Origin of the sequence: Arthrobacter sp. zg-Y1116 (genome assembly GCF_024385485.1) — a bacterium.
Lineage (GTDB): Bacteria > Actinomycetota > Actinomycetes > Actinomycetales > Micrococcaceae > Arthrobacter_B.
This window is the reverse complement of the sequence record NZ_JANFLR010000001.1, coordinates 626,963-643,419: the sequence shown is the minus strand read 5'-3', so window position 1 is coordinate 643,419 and position 16,457 is coordinate 626,963. Positions and strand designations below refer to the sequence as shown.

The 16,457-nt window shown below is 66.3% G+C and carries 15 protein-coding genes; 11 read left to right on the top strand and 4 right to left on the bottom strand.

All coding sequences use genetic code 11. The features are described 5' to 3' along the window. Nucleotides 1-143 precede the first annotated feature (143 nt). The 4 genes from topA to proC are packed head-to-tail and all read left to right on the top strand — an operon-like array spanning nucleotide 144 to nucleotide 5,668. A complete protein-coding gene (gene topA / locus NNX34_RS02970) occupies nucleotides 144-2,879 on the top strand; it encodes a type I DNA topoisomerase (protein WP_255765040.1) in 2,736 nt (911 codons plus the stop codon). A 25-nt stretch (nucleotides 2,880-2,904) separates the two neighbouring features. Further along, entirely contained in the window at nucleotides 2,905-3,927 is a 1,023-nt protein-coding gene (locus tag NNX34_RS02965; RefSeq protein ID WP_255765039.1) for a Ppx/GppA phosphatase family protein, read from the top strand. Nucleotides 3,928-3,929: 2 nt separating this feature from the next. Continuing rightward, nucleotides 3,930-4,763 (top strand): sugar phosphate isomerase/epimerase, encoded by an 834-nt coding sequence (locus NNX34_RS02960; protein WP_255765038.1) that lies wholly within the window; start codon nucleotides 3,930-3,932, stop codon nucleotides 4,761-4,763. A 59-nt stretch (nucleotides 4,764-4,822) separates the two neighbouring features. Next, a complete protein-coding gene (proC, locus tag NNX34_RS02955; RefSeq protein WP_255765037.1) occupies nucleotides 4,823-5,668 on the top strand; it encodes a pyrroline-5-carboxylate reductase in 846 nt (281 codons plus the stop codon). Nucleotides 5,669-6,362: 694 nt separating this feature from the next. On the opposite strand, the gene NNX34_RS02950 is transcribed toward proC, so the two are convergent. Together NNX34_RS02950 and NNX34_RS02945 are read right to left on the bottom strand one after the other, a co-directional pair. Continuing rightward, nucleotides 6,363-7,031 carry a TrkA family potassium uptake protein gene (locus NNX34_RS02950; protein WP_227919084.1) on the bottom strand — a complete coding sequence of 223 codons (669 nt, stop codon included), beginning with the start codon at nucleotides 7,029-7,031 and terminating at the stop codon, nucleotides 6,363-6,365. Further along, nucleotides 7,024-8,433 (bottom strand): TrkH family potassium uptake protein, encoded by a 1,410-nt coding sequence (locus tag NNX34_RS02945; RefSeq protein ID WP_255765036.1) that lies wholly within the window; start codon nucleotides 8,431-8,433, stop codon nucleotides 7,024-7,026. The genes NNX34_RS02950 and NNX34_RS02945 overlap by 8 nt, the downstream gene beginning before the upstream one ends. Nucleotides 8,434-8,543: 110 nt before the next feature. Between NNX34_RS02945 and NNX34_RS02940 the strand changes: the two genes are divergently transcribed. The 5 genes from NNX34_RS02940 to NNX34_RS02920 all read left to right on the top strand — a co-directional run bounded on the left by NNX34_RS02940 (nucleotide 8,544) and on the right by NNX34_RS02920 (nucleotide 12,443). Further along, nucleotides 8,544-9,752 carry an acetoin utilization protein AcuC gene (locus NNX34_RS02940; protein ID WP_255765035.1) on the top strand — a complete coding sequence of 403 codons (1,209 nt, stop codon included), beginning with the start codon at nucleotides 8,544-8,546 and terminating at the stop codon, nucleotides 9,750-9,752. Nucleotides 9,753-9,801: 49 nt separating this feature from the next. Further along, complete coding sequence (locus NNX34_RS02935; RefSeq protein WP_255765034.1) at nucleotides 9,802-10,281, top strand: helix-turn-helix transcriptional regulator; 480 nt, start codon at nucleotides 9,802-9,804, stop codon at nucleotides 10,279-10,281. A gap of 103 nt (nucleotides 10,282-10,384) precedes the next feature. Next, a complete protein-coding gene (gdhA, locus tag NNX34_RS02930; protein ID WP_255765033.1) occupies nucleotides 10,385-11,725 on the top strand; it encodes an NADP-specific glutamate dehydrogenase in 1,341 nt (446 codons plus the stop codon). A gap of 197 nt (nucleotides 11,726-11,922) precedes the next feature. Continuing rightward, nucleotides 11,923-12,135 carry a helix-turn-helix domain-containing protein gene (locus NNX34_RS02925; protein ID WP_227919077.1) on the top strand — a complete coding sequence of 71 codons (213 nt, stop codon included), beginning with the start codon at nucleotides 11,923-11,925 and terminating at the stop codon, nucleotides 12,133-12,135. 209 nt (nucleotides 12,136-12,344) lie between these two features. Continuing rightward, nucleotides 12,345-12,443, top strand: coding sequence for a 30S ribosomal protein bS22 (locus NNX34_RS02920; RefSeq protein WP_003792170.1), 99 nt, complete (start codon nucleotides 12,345-12,347; stop codon nucleotides 12,441-12,443). Between the two features lie 135 nt (nucleotides 12,444-12,578). Here NNX34_RS02920 and NNX34_RS02915 read toward each other — a convergent pair whose 3' ends face one another. Further along, complete coding sequence (locus NNX34_RS02915; protein ID WP_255765032.1) at nucleotides 12,579-13,391, bottom strand: HAD family phosphatase; 813 nt, start codon at nucleotides 13,389-13,391, stop codon at nucleotides 12,579-12,581. A gap of 66 nt (nucleotides 13,392-13,457) precedes the next feature. On the opposite strand from NNX34_RS02915, the gene NNX34_RS02910 reads away from it, so the two are divergent. Then, nucleotides 13,458-13,709: a glutaredoxin family protein gene (locus NNX34_RS02910; RefSeq protein ID WP_255765031.1), complete on the top strand. Its 252-nt coding sequence runs from the start codon at nucleotides 13,458-13,460 to the stop codon at nucleotides 13,707-13,709. After that, nucleotides 13,709-14,467: a redox-sensing transcriptional repressor Rex gene (locus NNX34_RS02905; RefSeq protein ID WP_255765030.1), complete on the top strand. Its 759-nt coding sequence runs from the start codon at nucleotides 13,709-13,711 to the stop codon at nucleotides 14,465-14,467. Before NNX34_RS02910 ends, NNX34_RS02905 begins: the two co-directional genes overlap by 1 nt. Here NNX34_RS02905 and NNX34_RS02900 read toward each other — a convergent pair. Further along, nucleotides 14,423-16,342 carry a hypothetical protein gene (locus NNX34_RS02900; RefSeq protein ID WP_255765029.1) on the bottom strand — a complete coding sequence of 640 codons (1,920 nt, stop codon included), beginning with the start codon at nucleotides 16,340-16,342 and terminating at the stop codon, nucleotides 14,423-14,425. The two genes, NNX34_RS02905 and NNX34_RS02900, sit on opposite strands and share 45 nt — an antisense overlap. Between the last annotated feature and the right edge of the window lie 115 nt (nucleotides 16,343-16,457).

Genomic DNA, 16,457 nt, shown 5'->3' with positions numbered 1-16,457 from the left:
ATCATGCCTGCGGTGCTTTCCGGTTACCCTAGTGCTGGGGCATCGCGCATACTGTCTGTGGATGTACCGGACTGCCGATGCACCAAAGCGCCGGAACGACGCGCCCCGAACTTATTTGAACCACCCCGTTACGTAGGAGAACAGTGCCAGTTAAGGCAACGGACAAGAAGACCGGCAAGAAGAAGCTTGTAATTGTCGAGTCTCCGGCCAAGGGCAAGACCATCGCCGGATACCTCGGCGAAGGCTTCGAGGTGACGGCGTCGATGGGTCATATCCGTGACCTTCCGCAGCCCTCCGACCTGCCCGCCGAGTTGAAGAAGACGGGTGTCGGCAAGTTTGCCGTGGACCTCGACAATGACTTCGAGCCGTATTACGTGGTCTCCGCGGACAAGAAAAAGAAGGTCGCCGAGCTCAAGGCAGCCCTCAAGGACGCCGACGAACTCTACCTCGCAACTGACGGTGACCGCGAAGGTGAAGCCATTGCCTGGCACCTGCTCCAGGTGCTCAAGCCCAAGGTCCCGGTGCACCGCCTGACCTTCCCCGAAATCACCAAGGAAGCCATCCAGCGCGCCCTGCTGGAAATGCGCGACGTCGACGTCGCCATGGTGGATGCCCAGGAAACCCGCCGTATCCTTGACCGGCTCTACGGCTACGAGATTTCCCCGGTGCTGTGGCGCAAGGTTGCCCGCGGCCTGTCCGCCGGACGCGTGCAGTCCGTCGCCACCCGGCTCGTGGTCGAACGCGAGCGGGAGCGCATGGCGTTCCGCGCGGCGTCGTACTGGGACCTTGTGGGAACCTTCGCCACGGAAGCGGCCGAGAAATTCAAGGCCCGCCTGGTTTCCGTCGACGGCTCCCGCGTAGCCACCGGCAAGGACTTCACCGACCGCGGTGAGCTGAAGTCCAAGACTGCCGTGCACCTGGACGAAGCAGCAGCCGTGTCGCTTGCCGCCGGCCTGGAATCGGCCGCGTTCAGCGTCCGTTCCGTCGACACCAAGCCGTACACCCGCCGTCCGGCCGCGCCGTTCACCACCTCCACCCTGCAGCAGGAAGCCGGCCGCAAGCTGCGCTTCTCCTCGCGGGTGACCATGCAGGTGGCCCAGCGGCTGTACGAAAACGGCTACATCACCTATATGCGTACGGACTCCCCGGCGCTGTCGGACCAGGCCATTAACGCCGCCCGCCGCCAGGCCTCGGAGCTTTACGGCCCCGAGTACGTGCCCGAAGCCCGGCGCGTCTACAAGGGCAAGTCCAAGAACGCCCAGGAAGCGCACGAGGCCATCCGCCCCGCCGGTGACTCCTTCCGCACCCCGGCGCAGGTGGCCTCCTCGCTGCGCGGCGACGAGTTCCGGCTCTACGAGCTGATCTGGAAGCGTACCGTCGCCTCCCAGATGGCCGACGCCAAGGGTTCCACGGCATCCGTGCGCATCGGTGCAGTGTCCGCTGACGGGCGCGACGCCGAGTTCTCGGCTTCCGGTACGGTCATCACCTTCCGCGGCTTCATGGCTGCCTATGAAGAGGGCCGCGACGCCGTCCGCGACGACGACGAGGCCGAGGGCACCGAAGGCGCCCGCCTGCCGGTGCTGAAGGCCCAGGACACCCTGACCGCTGCAGACATCGCTGCCGGCGGCCACGAGACCTCCCCGCCGCCGCGTTTCACTGAAGCGTCGCTGGTGAAGATGCTCGAAGAACTCGGCATCGGCCGCCCCTCCACGTACGCCGCCACCATCTCCACGATCATGGACCGCGGCTACGTGACCAGCCGCGGCCAGGCCCTCGTGCCGAGCTGGATCGCGTTCTCCGTGGTCCGCCTGCTGGAGGAACACTTCACGGATTACGTCGACTACGACTTCACCGCGGAGCTCGAAGAGGACCTGGACCGTATCTCCCGCGGCGAAGCCGGCCGGGTGGAGTGGCTGAACCAGTTCTACTACGGCGACCGCGTGCAGACCGGCCTGCACACCATCGTGAACGACCTCGGCGAAATCGATGCGAAGGCGATCAACTCGATCGAGATTGCCGACGGCATTGTGCTGCGCGTGGGCAAGTTCGGCCCCTACCTGGAGCGTCCGCTGCCCGCAGACGCCCCCGAAGGGACCGAGCCCGAGCGGGCGAACGTTCCCGAGGACCTGGCCCCTGACGAACTCACCGCCGAAAAGGCCGTGGAACTGATGGAGACCGCCGCTCCCGAAGAGCGCGTGCTGGGCACCGATCCGGAGACGGGCCGGACCATCGTGGCCCGCAACGGCCGCTACGGCCCGTACGTGATCGAGCTGATTCCGGAACCCACCGAAGAGGACCTGGCGAACCAGCCGGTGGAGTACTACAAGAACGGCAAGCCCAAGCCGCCGAAGAAGCCGGTGAAGGTCAAGCCGCGCACCGGTTCGCTCTTTAAGTCCATGAGCGTGGAAACGGTGACCCTGGACGAGGCGCTGAAGCTGATGAAGCTGCCGCGCGTCCTGGGCACCGACGCCGAGGGCAATGAGATCACGGTGCAGAACGGCCGGTTCGGTCCGTACCTGAAGAAGGGCACGGATTCACGGTCGATCGGTTCCGAAGAGGAGATCTTCACGATCACGCTCGAGCAGGCGCTGGAGATCTATTCCCAGCCCAAGCAGCGCGGCGGCCGCCAGGCTGCGGCACCGCTGGCTGAATTCGGTGCCGACCCCGTGTCGGAAAAGCCGATTGTGGTGAAGGACGGCCGCTTCGGTCCCTACATCACGGACGGCATCACCAACATCACGGTGCCCCGCTCCACGGCCATCGAAGAGCTGACCCGGGAGCAGGCCATTGAGCTGCTGGCGGAGAAGCGCGAGAAGGGCCCGGCGAAGAAACCCGTGAAGAAGCGCGCGGCGCCTCGGAAAGCTCCGGCGAAGAAGTAGGGGCCGGTAGAGCGATAATGGAATCATGCGCCTAGGCGTTCTCGACATCGGGTCCAACACCGTCCACCTCCTGCTGGTGGACGCCCATCCCGGTGCGCGTCCCGTCTCCTTCGCCTCGCACAAGCGCCCGCTGCAGCTGGTGTCCTATCTGGACGCCGACGGTGCGATAAGCGAGGCCGGGCAGGACGAACTGATCGGGTTCGTCAACGAGGCCTGGAACTTCGCCCGCCGGCACGGCGCGCAGGATCTGCTGGCCTTCTCCACCTCGGCCATCCGGGAATCGGCCAACGGCGCCGAGGTCCTGGCCCGGGTGCAGCGGGAGACTCCGGTGCAGCTGGAGGAACTCTCCGGCGGAGACGAAGCGGCGATGACTTTCCTCGCCGTCCGCCGCTGGTACGGCTGGGGTGCCGGTTCCATCCTGGACCTGGATATCGGCGGAGGTTCCTTCGAAATGGCACTGGGCCAGGACGAGCTTCCGGAAATCGCCCGGTCCCTGCCGCTCGGTGCCGGACGGCTGACCCGGGACTGGCTTCCCGAGGATCCGCCCTCGCCCAAGAGCATCAAAAAGCTGCGCAAATACATCCGCGGCATGGTCGGGGAAGCGGCTGAGGAGTTCAGCGCCTTCGGCCGCCCGGACCTCGTCGCCGGAACGTCCAAGACCTTCCGGTCGCTGGCGCGCATTGCCGGCGCCGCGCCGTCGGCCGCCGGACCGTTTGTGCCCCGCGTGCTCACGTTGGAGGACCTGTCCCTCTGGACCAAGCGGCTGGGCGCCCTGAGCGCCCGGGACCGTGCCGGACTGGACGGTGTGTCCGCGCTGCGCGCACCGCAGATGCTCGCCGGAGCGCTGGTGGCGCAGGCCGCCATGGAAGCCTTCGACGTGCAGTCCCTGAAGATCTGCCCCTGGGCGCTGCGCGAGGGCCTGATCCTGCGCCGATTCGACACGCTTCGTTTTGAAACACCCGGCGACCTGCCCCGCGGCCCCGCCGAAGGGGAGGAATTCCTCGTGGCTGCAGGGGCGGGTCCTTCGTCCAATGGAAAGCCAAGCTGAACATGCCGACGTCCCTCCCGCAGCCCGGACGCGCCGCTATTCCGGTGGCGCTGTCCAGCGCTTCCGTGTACCCGCTGTCCGTACATGACACCTTCGCGGTGGCTCATGACCTGGGCTACGACGGTGTCGAAATCATGGTCACCAACAGCCAGGTCAGCCAGGACCCGGACTCCCTCAGGGAGCTGAGCGAGCAGTACCGGCAGCCGATCCTGGCCATCCACGCTCCCACCCTGCTCCTGACGCAGCAGGTCTGGGGTGCGGCATGGACAAAGATTGAACTGTCCGCGGCGATGGCCGCGGAAGTAGGTGCTGCCACCGTGGTGGCGCACCCTCCGTTCCGGTGGCAGACGGGTTACGCGGAGAACTTCGCCGAAGGCGTGAAGGACATCGCCGAACAATACGGCGTCACCATCGCCGTGGAGAACATGTATCCGTGGCGGGTCCGGGGGCGGGAGGCCAAAGCCTACCTGCCGCACTGGAACCCGATCCCCGAACCGTATGAAAACGTCACCTGGGACTTTTCCCACGCTGCCATCGCCGGTATGGACTCCTTTGAACAGATCCGTAAACTCGGGGATCGGCTCCGGCACGTCCACCTGACGGATGGAACTCCCAACGGCAAGGATGAGCATCTGCTGCCCGGCGAGGGTACGCAGCGGTGCGCCGAGGCGTTGTCCTACCTGGCCGACGGCGGTTTCGACGGCGTGGTGGCCGTGGAGGTCAGCACCCGAAAGGCGCGGGGAGCGGGGGAGCGCGAGGAACAGTTGAAGCAGACCCTGGAGTTCGCGCGGGAACACCTCAGGCCCAAAGCCGTCCTGGCCGGACACGACGCCTAATAGCCGGCGGGCTTTGCCGGTCCGAACCGGCGTATTAGCGGCATGACAGAATCGAAGTCATGGAAAGCGCACAGAATCCCCGACTGACATTCCTTGGGTGCGGCTCGATGAACGAAGCCATCCTCGGCGGAATCCTCGCCGGAGGCCTTGCCGCCGAGCAGGTAACCGCCACCGTCCGCCGCGCCGAACGGGCTGAAGAGCTTCGCACGGCCCACGGCATCACCGTCCTTGCAGGCAGCGAGGATCCGGACGCGAACCGGAAAGCCGTCGCCGAAGCCGACCTCGTCATTGTGGGCGTCAAGCCCGTGGGCGTGGCTGACCTGCTGCGCGAAATCGCTGCGGACCTGCCCCGCGGCGCCGTCGTCCTCAGCGTGGCTGCCGCCGTGCCGCTGGCCCTGATGGAGTCGCTGCTGCCGGAAGGCCAGTCCGTCATCCGTGCGATGCCCAACACCCCGTCCCGCCTCGGCCGCGGCGTCACGTCCATTTCCGCCGGCCGTTCCGCGGGCCCCGACGCGATGGACCTGGCCCGCCGCGTGCTGTCCGCCACCGGCACCGTGGTGGAGGTGCCCGAAGAACAAGTCGACGCCGTTTCCGCCGTCAGCGGTTCCGGCCCCGCCTACGCGTTCTACCTGGCCGAGGCCATGGCCCGGGCCGGCGTCGAGCTCGGCCTGGACCCGGATCTCTCCGCCCTGCTGGCCCGCGAAACGGTGGCCGGCGCCGGGTACATGCTGGCCGAGCCCGAGGCCGATGCTCCGGCCCTGCGCCGAGCCGTCACCAGCCCCAAGGGCACCACGGAAGCGGCCATCCGGACCTTCGACGAGCTGAACCTTCCCGGCGTGATCGAGGCCGGTGCCCGTGCGGCAGCGGCTCGGGCCGAAGAAATTACGAAGCAGCTGACTGCTTAGGCTGGTTTCCTGGCTCCGCCGGCTGGATCTGTTGGGTCCGCGTCTGGGCCCGTGGCTGGGCCGGCCGCGCCGGCCTCCGGGCCTGGCTCCGGCGGCAACGAAATTCCTACGCTCGCAGGGCTCGCTCGGAATATTAAAGCCGCCTCCGCCAGGCCCTACGGCCGGACGGTAACGCTGCCATCTCCGGCAGGCCCTACGGCCGGCTCGTTTCGCTGCAAGTCCAGCACTGCGCCCAGGATCCCCTCGGTTTGTCGGGTTCCCTGCGGTTTGTGACAATCCCTGCGCCGCGCGGCGGAGGGAAGTGCACAAACCGCAGGGCTTTGGACAAACCGCAGGGTTTGCGGTCGGTCGACAGGCATCACCGGCGCTGCCGGCTGGGCGGGTTGTTGTGATTCCTTCTGCCGCCTTTGCCTCGGCGACTGCGCGCATCAACGAGTCCGGTGCCCGTGCGGCAGCGGCCCGGGCATCGGAAATCGCGAGGCAACGCACCGCGCAGCTCTGTCTAGCTCTACAGAGGGGGTGCGTGCAGGTGCGAACCACCGGAAGGCGTGGCGGAGGCGGCTTTAATATTCCAAGCGAGCTCTGCGAGCGAGGAATTTCGTTGACGCCGGAGCCACGCCTGGCGGCGACCCACAGGTGCCCCGCAGCCTGAGCCTCCCCTGAAGCCGGCCCGGCAGGCTACCGGAAAACCGACCTACGGCCGGGCCGCAAACCGTTCCAGCAGATCCACGTGCCCGGACACGATCAGGGTGTCGCGGCTGGAGACCTTGGTATCGGGCTGCGCGTAGGTGAAGTCCTCACCGGGGGATTTCACGCCGACCACGGTGACGCCGTACTTCGCCCGTACATTGGACTCGCCCAGGGTGAAGCCCTGCGTCTCCTTCGGCGGGTACATCTTCACGATTGCGAAACCGTCATCGAACTCGATGAAGTCCAGCATGCGGCCGCCCACCAGGTGCGCGGCACGCCGTCCGGCGTCGGCCTCCGGGTAGATCACGTGGTTCGCCCCGATGCGGGTGAGGATCTTGCCGTGGGCCGGCGTGATGGCCTTGACCCACAGGTGCTCAATGCCCAGGTCCACCAGGTTCACGGTGATCAGCACGCTGGACTCGATCGAGGTTCCCACGCCCACGACGGCGGCGGAGAAGTCCTCGGCGCCCAGTTGTTTGAGTGCCTCGATGTTGGTCGCGTCGGCCTGGACCACGTGCGTCAGCAGGCCGGACGCCTTCTGGACGAGCGCCGGATCGCGTTCCACGGCCAACACCTCGCGGCCCTGGCGGACCAGCTGCTCGGCGGTGGCGGCGCCGAAGCGGCCGAGTCCGATGACCAGGACCGGTGCGTTGTGGGGAGGTCTGTCAGCCAATGATCGGCCTTTCTTCGGGGTAGTGGTAGAGGGTGCTGCGGTGGCGCACGGCAAGTGCCGCGGCAAGGGTGATGGTGCCGACGCGTCCGGCGAACATAAGCATCGACAGGACGTACTTCCCGGACGGCGGCAGGGCTTCGCTGAGGCCGGTACTCAGCCCCACCGTGGCGAAGGCGGAAATAACCTCGAAGAGGACCGGCTCCAGGGACTCATTCGTGATGACCAGCAAGGCCGACGTGGCCACCGCCACCAGGGTGGCGCCCAGGATGGTCACCGAGATAGCAACCCGCATGGCGCCCTGCGGGATGGTGCGGCCAAAGGCCCGGACGTCGGCGTCGCCCCGGGCCTCGGCCACCACGGCCAGGAACAGGACGGCGATGGTGGTGACCTTGATGCCGCCTGCCGTGGAGGCGGAACCGCCGCCGGCGAACATCAGCATGTCGGTAAGGAGCAGGGTGCTGGAGTCCAGGTCCGTCATGGAGACCAGGTTGAAGCCGCCGGACCGGGTCATCACCGAGGCGAAGATCGAGTGGATGATCTTGTCCCCCAGGGACAGGTCCCCGATGGTGCTGGTGTTGAACCACTCAAAGGCGCCCCAGATTATCGCGCCGGCCACCAGCAGGATGGAGGACACCAGCACGGTCAGCTTGGTGTGCAGGTTCCATTTGCTGACCCGGGCACGGGTCTGCAGCAGGACCATGATGACCGGAAAGCCCAGCGAGCCGATAAATACACCGAGCATCAGCGGAATGAGGATCCACAGATCTTCTTCGTACGGCACCAGGCCGTCGGAGTGCGGGGTGAAACCGGCGTTGTTGAACGCGGAAATGGAATAGAAGACCGCATGCCAGATTGCCTGGCCGGGGGATTCACCCAGGATCATGAACCGCGGCGCCATGATCAGGGCCAGGGCCAGTTCAATGACGACGGCGGTGCTGAAGACGATGCGCAGCAGGTGGCCCACTTCGCCGAGCCGGCCCGTGTTCATGCCTTCCTGGGCCATGAGCTTGCCGCGGACGCCGAGCCGCTTGTTCACGGCCAGTGCCAGCAACGAGGCCAGGGTCAGGATGCCCAGGCCGCCTACCTGGATCGCGATCAGGATCAGCACCTGCCCGAAGGTGGACCAGTAGGTGGCGGTGGAGACCACGGTGAGGCCGGTGACGCAGACCGCCGAGACCGCGGTAAAAAAGGCGTCGTGCAGCGGCGCGGATTCTCCGCTGCTGGAAGCGGCAGGCAGGCTCAGCAGGGCGGTGAAGAGCAGGATGACCAGGCTGAACACGATAAGCGCCAGCCGCGCGGGCCGGCCGGTGACCAGCCCGCCCACAAACTCACGGATCCCGGCAACGATGGCGGGACCGCTGTGCTGCTCTTTCTCCAGCAGGGATTGCCGTGGGATTGCCATGGGTGGTCCAGTTCTTTTCCGCGGTGGTTCCGCTCAGTAGTAGCACTTATCCGGCAGATGGGCGCGGACACCAATATCAGAGTAGCGCCCGCATCACGTAGCCTGTCTGCATGATCAGTTCCGGGCTAAGCCTTCCCATTATGCCGACGTGCATTGTCTGGGATGAATCCATGCTGGCTTACGATTTCGGCGCAGGCCATCCGATGAGCCCGGCGCGCCTGGACCTGACGGCCCGGCTGGCCCGTGAACTGGGTCTTTTCGACCTCGAAGGCGTCTCCATGGCCGAGCCGTACGTCGCCTCGGCGGCCGACCTGCTGACCGTCCACGGCTTCGATTACATCAGCGCCGTGCAGGCAGCCGGAGCCGACCCCGCGAACTGCAACACCCTGCTGGGACTGGGCACCGAGGACACGCCGGTCTTCGCCGGCATGCACGAAGCAAGCGCCCGGCTGGTCGGCGGTTCCCTGGCCGCCGCGGACGCCATCCTCTCCGGCGAGGCGACGCATGCGGTCAACTTCGCCGGCGGCATGCATCACGCCGGCTATGAAAAAGCGTCCGGATTCTGCGTCTATAACGACGCCGCGGCCGCCGTCGCGCGGCTCCTTGCCAACGGTGTGCAGCGGGTGGTGTACATCGATGTTGACGCCCACCACGGTGACGGCACGCAGAACATTTTCTGGGACGATCCGCGCGTTATGACCATCTCGCTGCATGAAAGCGGACTGACCCTGTTCCCGGGAACGGGATTCGCCAACGAAACCGGCGGCAAGGCAGCCGAAGGAACCGCGGTCAACATTGCCGTACCGGCGCGTACCACCGACGCCGGCTGGCTGCGGGCCTTCCACGCAGTGGTACCCCAGCTGACTGAGGCCTTCGCCCCGGAAGTGATTGTCAGCCAGCACGGCTGCGACAGCCACACGGATGATCCCATGACCAGCCTCCGGGTCAGCGTGGAGGCCCAGCGGCAGGCTGCCCTGACCATCAGCGACCTGGCCGGCCGCCTGTGCGAAGGACGCTGGATTGCCACCGGCGGAGGCGGCTACAACGTTGCCTCCGTGGTGCCGCGGTCCTGGGCATTGCTGATGTCGGTGGCTGCCAACGGTCGGGTGCGTCCCGCCACCCCGCTGCCCCCGGCCTGGCGCGACTACGTGCTGGAGAAGCATGGCGTGAAGACGGGCGAGACGCTGGGTGACGGGGCCGATATCTGGTGGCGTTCCTGGGAAGTGGGCTACGACCCGAATGACGAGATCGACCGGACCGTGATGGCCACCCGCAAGGAACTGTTCCCGCTGCACGGGCTGGATCCTTGGTTCGACTAGGCGGTTCCTCGGGGATGCTCCCGGTCCCATATCCGCTAGGGTAAATGCCATGGTCTTTGACGATGTGTTTGCAGTAATCGCGGAAGGTACGCGGCGTGAAATCCTGGGCGCCCTGCGTACCGGCGACAAGTCCGTAGGGGCACTGGTGGAGGAACTCGAGGTCAGCCAGCCCACGGTCTCCAAGCACCTGAAAGTGCTGCGCGAAGCCGGACTCGTCTCCATGCGGGCCGAAGGCCAGCGCCGGTACTACTCCCTGGAAACTGCTCCGCTCGAGGAACTGGTCCTGTGGCTGCGGGCCTTTGAGCTCGCGTCACTCACGGAGTCCCGCCTGGCATCCGTTTCTGCAAGCCCCCAACCCGCCACCGCTGCTGCCGCAGCGGCCGGTGCGCTGGTGCCCGGCGCCGCAGAGACCCGCTCGCTGCCGGTGGACGCCGGCGTGCAGAACCTCGGCCGCACGGTGGGACGGGCCGCAGAGCGGGCCGCCGACCTGTTCGGCCAGTTCCCGAAATTCCGCCGCCGCCGGCCCTAGGGACGCGGCCCGCAGGCACTTTGGCCCGCCTTGCATCGCATCCCCGGCATCCGCGGGGCTAGCGTAGTCCTAACCGGGGAATCCAATCTCTAAGGAGCAGCACATGGAACGTGTACTGACGCGCGTACGCGACGACGTCTTCCGCCGCAATCCCGGGGAAACCGAGTTTCACCAAGCCGTCGTGGAAGTCTTCGACTCCCTCGCCCCAGTGCTGCGCAAGCATCCCGAATTTGCCGAGGCCGCGATCCTGCAGCGGATCTGCGAGCCCGAAAGGCAGATCATCTTCCGGGTGCCCTGGGTAGACGACAAGGGCCAGGTGCAGATCAACCGGGGCTTCCGGGTGGAATTCAACTCTGCCCTCGGCCCGTACAAGGGCGGACTCCGGTTCCATCCCTCCGTGTACCTGGGCATCATCAAGTTCCTCGGTTTCGAACAGATCTTCAAGAACGCTCTCACCGGCATGCCGATCGGCGGCGGAAAGGGCGGCTCGGACTTCGACCCGCGGGGCAAATCCGACGCTGAAGTGATGCGCTTCTGCCAGTCCTTCATGACCGAGCTGTACCGGCACATCGGCGAGTACACGGACGTTCCGGCCGGTGACATCGGCGTTGGCGGCCGCGAGATCGGTTACCTCTTCGGACAGTACAAACGCATCACGAACCGCTACGAATCAGGCGTCCTCACCGGGAAGGGCGTGAGCTGGGGCGGATCCCTGGTCCGTCCCGAGGCCACCGGCTACGGCGCGGTGATGTTTGTCGAGGAGATGCTCAAAACCAAGGGCATGAGCCTGGACGGGCAGCGGGTGATTGTCTCCGGCTCCGGCAATGTGGCCATCAACGCCATAGACAAGGCCCAGATGCTCGGCGCCACGGTGGTGGCCTGCTCGGATTCCGCGGGCTACATAGTTGATGAAAAGGGCATTGACGTTCCGTTGCTGCGGCAGATCAAGGAAACGGAGCGGGGCCGGATCTCGGAATATGCCGAGCGCCGCGGACACTCCGTGAACTACGTGGCGGAGGGTTCCATCTGGAACGCGGGAGCCGGCGTCGCCCTGCCCTGCGCCACCCAGAACGAACTGGACGAAGCGGACGCGCTGGCATTGATCAAGTCCGGGGTCCGGGCCGTGGCCGAGGGTGCGAACATGCCGTGCACTCCGGCCGCCATCAGCGCCTTCCAGGCCGCCGGGGTGCTGTTCGGCCCGGGTAAGGCGGCCAACGCGGGCGGCGTCGCCACCTCCGCGCTGGAGATGCAGCAGAACGCGAGCCGGGACTCCTGGTCCTTCGAGCATACGGAACGCCGGCTCAGCGAGATCATGGTCAACATCCACGAGCGGTGCGCCCGGACTGCGGAGGAATACGGTTCCCCCGGCGACTACGTAGTGGGCGCCAACATCAGCGGCTTCGTGAAGGTAGCCGATGCGATGCTGGCCCAGGGCGTGATCTAGACCGGCTTGCACTGCCCGGGCCCCGCGGCCGCGGAAAGAACTTCCACTATGGTTACTCCTGCCACTACAGTAGGGACCATACGGGGCCATCAGTGACGCACGTCGCAACCGGCCGGTGACGCGATATCCTTCAGCCGCAGGTGCTCCACATGGCTTGCTGTCGGGAGCGGCGGCAATGAGCAAAGGAACGGGACTAAATGGCAGACGAGGGAAACTTCTCGGATGTGCGGTTTCTGACGGTATCGGAAGTTGCCGACGTCATGCGGGTCTCCAAGATGACTGTGTACCGGCTGGTCCATTCCGGCGAGCTGCCGGCCGTCCGTTTCGGCCGGTCCTACCGTGTGCCGGAATCGGCCGTCCAGAAGGTGCTCCGCGACGCCGTTATTGACCGGCGTACAGACACTGCCTAAGCCCTGCCCCGGGTATCCGTCTTCAGATAACAGCGACGGAGTGGACCGTTCCCGGCTGCTGTTCCGGGCTGGCAAATTCCACAGCCCCGAAGCTGTACCCTGTTAAGGAACGTTTTAATCGAAAGCCAGTAACTACCGGCAACCAGCCCCTGTGCCCACGGCAACAGGGGAAGGGAATCGGTGACTCCTAATAAGTTTGTGAGGACTCTGTGGGTTCAGTAATCAAGAAGCGCCGCAAGCGTATGGCCAAGAAGAAGCACCGCAAGCTGCTTCGCAAGACCCGCCACCAGCGTCGTAATAAGAAGTAGATCCTTCTTAGCGACCGTTGTCAGCGGGCCCCGCTGCATGTGCAGTGCCGGGTCCGCTAAGGCAGAGCCCGCCAGTCCCCAGGGATAGGCGGGCTCCGGTTTTTAAGCAGCCGGGCGGCTAGCTCTGCCGGGCTGTCAGCGGGCCCGCACCCAGGAGAACCCCCGCCACAGCCCGTAGGCAGCCCCGGCAACGGTTGCGGACTTCAGGCCCAGTGTTGCCGCCCTGCGGCCTGAACGGAAGTCGTACACGGGCCAGTTGCGCTCACGGGCATGACGGCGCAGGCGCGCGTCCGGATTGATCGCCACCGGATGGCCCACCAGACTCAGCAGCGGAACGTCGTTGTAGGAATCGCTGTACGCCCAGCAGCTTTGCAGATCCAGGCCTTCCTTCTCGGCCAGCGCCCGGACACCGGCAGCCTTGGCCGGCCCATGCAGGAACTCACCCACCAGTCGCCCGGTGTACATGCCGTCGGCGACCTCGCTGACTGTGCCGAGGGCGCCGGTGAGATCGAGCCGGCTGGCGATAACCGAAGCAACTTCGATGGGCGTTCCGGTGACCAGCCAAACCGGCCTGCCGGACTTCATATGCTGCTGGGTCAGCGCCCGGGTGCCGGGCCAGATCTTGGAGACAATCATCTCGTCGTAGACCTCTTCGCCCAGCGTGCGCACGTCCTCCGAAGAGAGGCCGGTCGCGAAGGCCAAGGCGGCGTCGCGGACCGAGTGGACGTCCTTGAGGTTTTCACCCTGCAGCATGAACCTCAGCTGCTTGCTCGCGAAGCCGGCTGCTTCACGGATGGTGAAGACTTTCCGCTGGTACATCTTCCGGCCCACATGGAACAGGCTGGCACCGCGCATGAGCGTATTGTCGACGTCGAAAAAGGCCGCTTCGCCAGGTTTGCCCACCGCGTCTGTGGTTCCGGTGGCTCGGACTACAGTGGCTCGGGGCATGGTCCGAGTCTACGCAAAACCCGGCCTGAGCGCGGAAATCCGACGTATTGGGGCTATTTTGGACATATGAGTGAATCCGTCGGACCGGAAGTCGTCCTCCTTACCCGGCCGGGCTGCCATTTGTGCGAAGACGCCCGCCTGGTGCTCCGGCGCGTGGGGGAGGACCTTGGCATCCCCTGGCAGGAACGCAGCGCGGAGGAAGACCCGGAACTCGCCGCCCGTTTCGGTGAGGAGATCCCGGTGTTGTTCATCGACGGCGTCCAACGGGACTTCTGGAAAATCGACGAAACACGGCTGCGGCGTCTGCTGGGGTCGTGATGGCATCCGAGGAAGTCCGGTCGGAACGAGCCGATCTGGAGGGCGGGACGGCCAACAGCGGCCAGGCGGCCGGAACGTCGTCGGCCGCAGCGGGCGAAGGGCGGCACATACCGCCGGCGTCACTGGCGCGGTTGACCATCTACTTGAGGGCGCTGTCCGCCATGCTGGCCGACGGGATAGAGCGTGTGTCCTCTGAAGAGCTGGCTGAAGCCGCCGGCGTCAATTCGCCCAAGCTGCGCAAGGATCTGTCCTACCTGGGGTCCTACGGGACCCGCGGCGTCGGATACGACGTCCCGTATCTCAGCGGACAGATTTCCGCCGCTCTTGGCCTGACATTGAACTGGCGGGTGGCCATAGTAGGAGCCGGCAACCTCGGCCGCGCCTTGGCAGGCTATCCCGGGTTCGGCTCGAGGGGCTTCGAGGTTGTGGCACTGTTCGACGCCGACCCGATGGTGATCGGCCAGGAGGTGGGCTGGCTAAGGATCAGCCCGGTGGACTCGCTGGAAGCAGTGCTCGCGAAGACCGGGGCAAACATGGCGGTGCTTTCGGTGCCCGCCGAGGTTGCCCAGGATCTATGCGACCGCCTCGTGGAGTCCGGGATTACCAGCATCCTCAGCTTTGCTCCCGTAGTGCTGCAGGCGCCCGAAGAAGTCCAGATCCGCAAAGTGGACATGGCGACCGAACTGCAGATCCTTGCCTACCACGCACAGCGCTCACAGGTTTCGCAGATCGCCGCCCGGGCCCGTCTGGCGCGCTAGGACCGGATCCGGCTGCAGGGGTTCCGCCTGGTCCCCGAGACGATGGTGCGGTTTTGCCTGGTGCCGTTGTGGCCCGAATGGCTGCACCGAGGGTACCCGCGGGTGGAACCACGGGGCTGCTCCCTTGGTGAAGGTGATCGCGGCTCCTGCGACACCCAGGGCTGCAGCGAGAGACTGGGTGCCGGTTCCTGCGTTCATCGCGTAGAACAGTGCGGTGCCGGCAAGGACCGCGGAGACTACCCGCGCCCAGCGCCGCTTGTCCCGAACGGCAACCGCAAGCAGCAGGGCGGTTCCCATGATCACCAGGGCATAGGCGATCGCTATCGCCGCGAGCGTCCTGGCATAGTGGGTGCCGGTCACTCCGTACCGCTCGAGGAGGGCAAGGGCAGGCGGCAGCGAATCAGGTACGGGCATCCGGGAAACGGTTGAAAGGGTGCCCCACAGATTGATCAGGCCCGCACCTGAAATCAGCGCGAATGCGGCTGCAATGGCAGGAACCGGGTTGCCGGTTTTCGCCGGCAGCCGGCGTTGCACGGCCCGCACCACCACGGCTATCGCGTGCCCTGTGGTGCGGGCTGCCACTGAGGTGGTGTGTGCGACGGCGCGGGCACCGACGGCTGTGACGCGCGCTGCGGTTCGGGCACCGACGGCTGTGGCGTGCGCTGTGGTTCGGGCACCGACAGCTGTGGCGTGCCCTGTGGTGCGGGCTGCCACGGAGGTGGTGTGTGCGACGGCGCGGGCACCGACGGCTGTGACGCGCGCTGTGGTTCGGGTACCGACGGCCGTGGCGTGCCCTGTCGTGCGGGCTGCCATCGAAACGGAGCGTGCGACGGCGCGGCCACCTACGGCTATGGCGTGCGCCGTTGTTCGGGCTGCATTGGAGATGGCATTTCCGATGGTGCGAACTACCACGGCACCGGCGTGCGCCGTGGTGCGGGCGGCCGTCGCAACGGCGTCAGCGACAGCGCGGGCGGCCGACGAAACGGAACGTGCAACGGTCTGGGCCGCCACCGACACCGCATGGGCGGCAGCCCGCGCCCCTGCGACCGTCGCGTGTACGGCGGATTGGGTCGCCGCCGATGCTGCGTGTGCAGCGGCCAGTATCCAGTTCCAGACGGCATGGGCCACGGCTTGGAGCCATGCGGAGGCGGCACGGGCTCCGGCGCCGACACGGTTGGCCCCGGACTGGACCGCAGCGCTGGTGGCATGGGCACCGGCCTGGACCTGAACGGATGTTGCATGCGCCCCGGCGTGGACACCTGCAGAAGTTGCCTGGGCCCCCGCTTGAACCCGGAACGAAACGGCGTGTGCCCCCGCGCGGACCCGAACAACCCCCGTGCGGACGCCGGCAGAGGTGGCCCGGGCTCCCGTTCGGGCTTGGTTGGAGGTGGCCTGCGCCGCGGCTTGGATCCGAGTGGACGCACGGCGCACCAAGCTGCGGAGCCAGGCGTAGGCTCCCTGCACTCCTATGCGGAGCCAGACGACGGTCCCGACCGCCCCGACCCGAAGCCAGGCGGATATGCCACGCAGGCCTGCGCCCAACCACGCAAAGGTGCCGCGAATACCGCTGCCAATCCAGGCGACGACACCCTGGAGCCCGGCCCGGAGCCAGAGGTAGAAGGCATGGCCGCTGCCATTCTCCCCGGTCGCTGAGGATGAGCCGGGTTCAGGGGAGGTAAGTTCCTCCCGGTCCGGAGAGCCGCGGCCGGGATCGGAACCTGCTGTGGAGCCCCCGGATACCGTCGGGGGGTGGAGCGGTGCTTCCGGGATGAAGATGTTGGCCCCTGCATACTCCGGAGAATCGACTGCCCGGTGCAGATAGCGCAGGGGAATGCGTGTTTTTTGTTGTTGCGGGTTAGGAAGCAGAGCTGCCATGGTCCTCCCCTTCACGGCGGAACGGCACCTCCGGGGCACCTTGCGAAGCAACTCGCCGCCGGAGGAGAACACAACGCTACGCGGGCACGGCCGGTGTGTGACCCCTCCACTGCGA

What these genes read in the sequence shown, in the direction of transcription:
- NNX34_RS02910 (WP_255765031.1), top strand. Translation starts at nt 13,458, where the DNA reads ATGAGTGAATCCGTCGGACCGGAAGTCGTCCTCCTTACCCGGCCGGGC.
- NNX34_RS02940 (WP_255765035.1), top strand. Translation starts at nt 8,544, where the DNA reads ATGATCAGTTCCGGGCTAAGCCTTCCCATTATGCCGACGTGCATTGTC.
- NNX34_RS02945 (WP_255765036.1), bottom strand. Translation starts at nt 8,433, where the DNA reads ATGGCAATCCCACGGCAATCCCTGCTGGAGAAAGAGCAGCACAGCGGT.
- proC (WP_255765037.1), top strand. Translation starts at nt 4,823, where the DNA reads ATGGAAAGCGCACAGAATCCCCGACTGACATTCCTTGGGTGCGGCTCG.
- NNX34_RS02905 (WP_255765030.1), top strand. Translation starts at nt 13,709, where the DNA reads ATGGCATCCGAGGAAGTCCGGTCGGAACGAGCCGATCTGGAGGGCGGG.
- NNX34_RS02925 (WP_227919077.1), top strand. Translation starts at nt 11,923, where the DNA reads ATGGCAGACGAGGGAAACTTCTCGGATGTGCGGTTTCTGACGGTATCG.
- NNX34_RS02900 (WP_255765029.1), bottom strand. Translation starts at nt 16,342, where the DNA reads ATGGCAGCTCTGCTTCCTAACCCGCAACAACAAAAAACACGCATTCCC.
- NNX34_RS02965 (WP_255765039.1), top strand. Translation starts at nt 2,905, where the DNA reads ATGCGCCTAGGCGTTCTCGACATCGGGTCCAACACCGTCCACCTCCTG.
- NNX34_RS02915 (WP_255765032.1), bottom strand. Translation starts at nt 13,391, where the DNA reads ATGCCCCGAGCCACTGTAGTCCGAGCCACCGGAACCACAGACGCGGTG.
- gdhA (WP_255765033.1), top strand. Translation starts at nt 10,385, where the DNA reads ATGGAACGTGTACTGACGCGCGTACGCGACGACGTCTTCCGCCGCAAT.
- NNX34_RS02935 (WP_255765034.1), top strand. Translation starts at nt 9,802, where the DNA reads ATGGTCTTTGACGATGTGTTTGCAGTAATCGCGGAAGGTACGCGGCGT.
- NNX34_RS02960 (WP_255765038.1), top strand. Translation starts at nt 3,930, where the DNA reads ATGCCGACGTCCCTCCCGCAGCCCGGACGCGCCGCTATTCCGGTGGCG.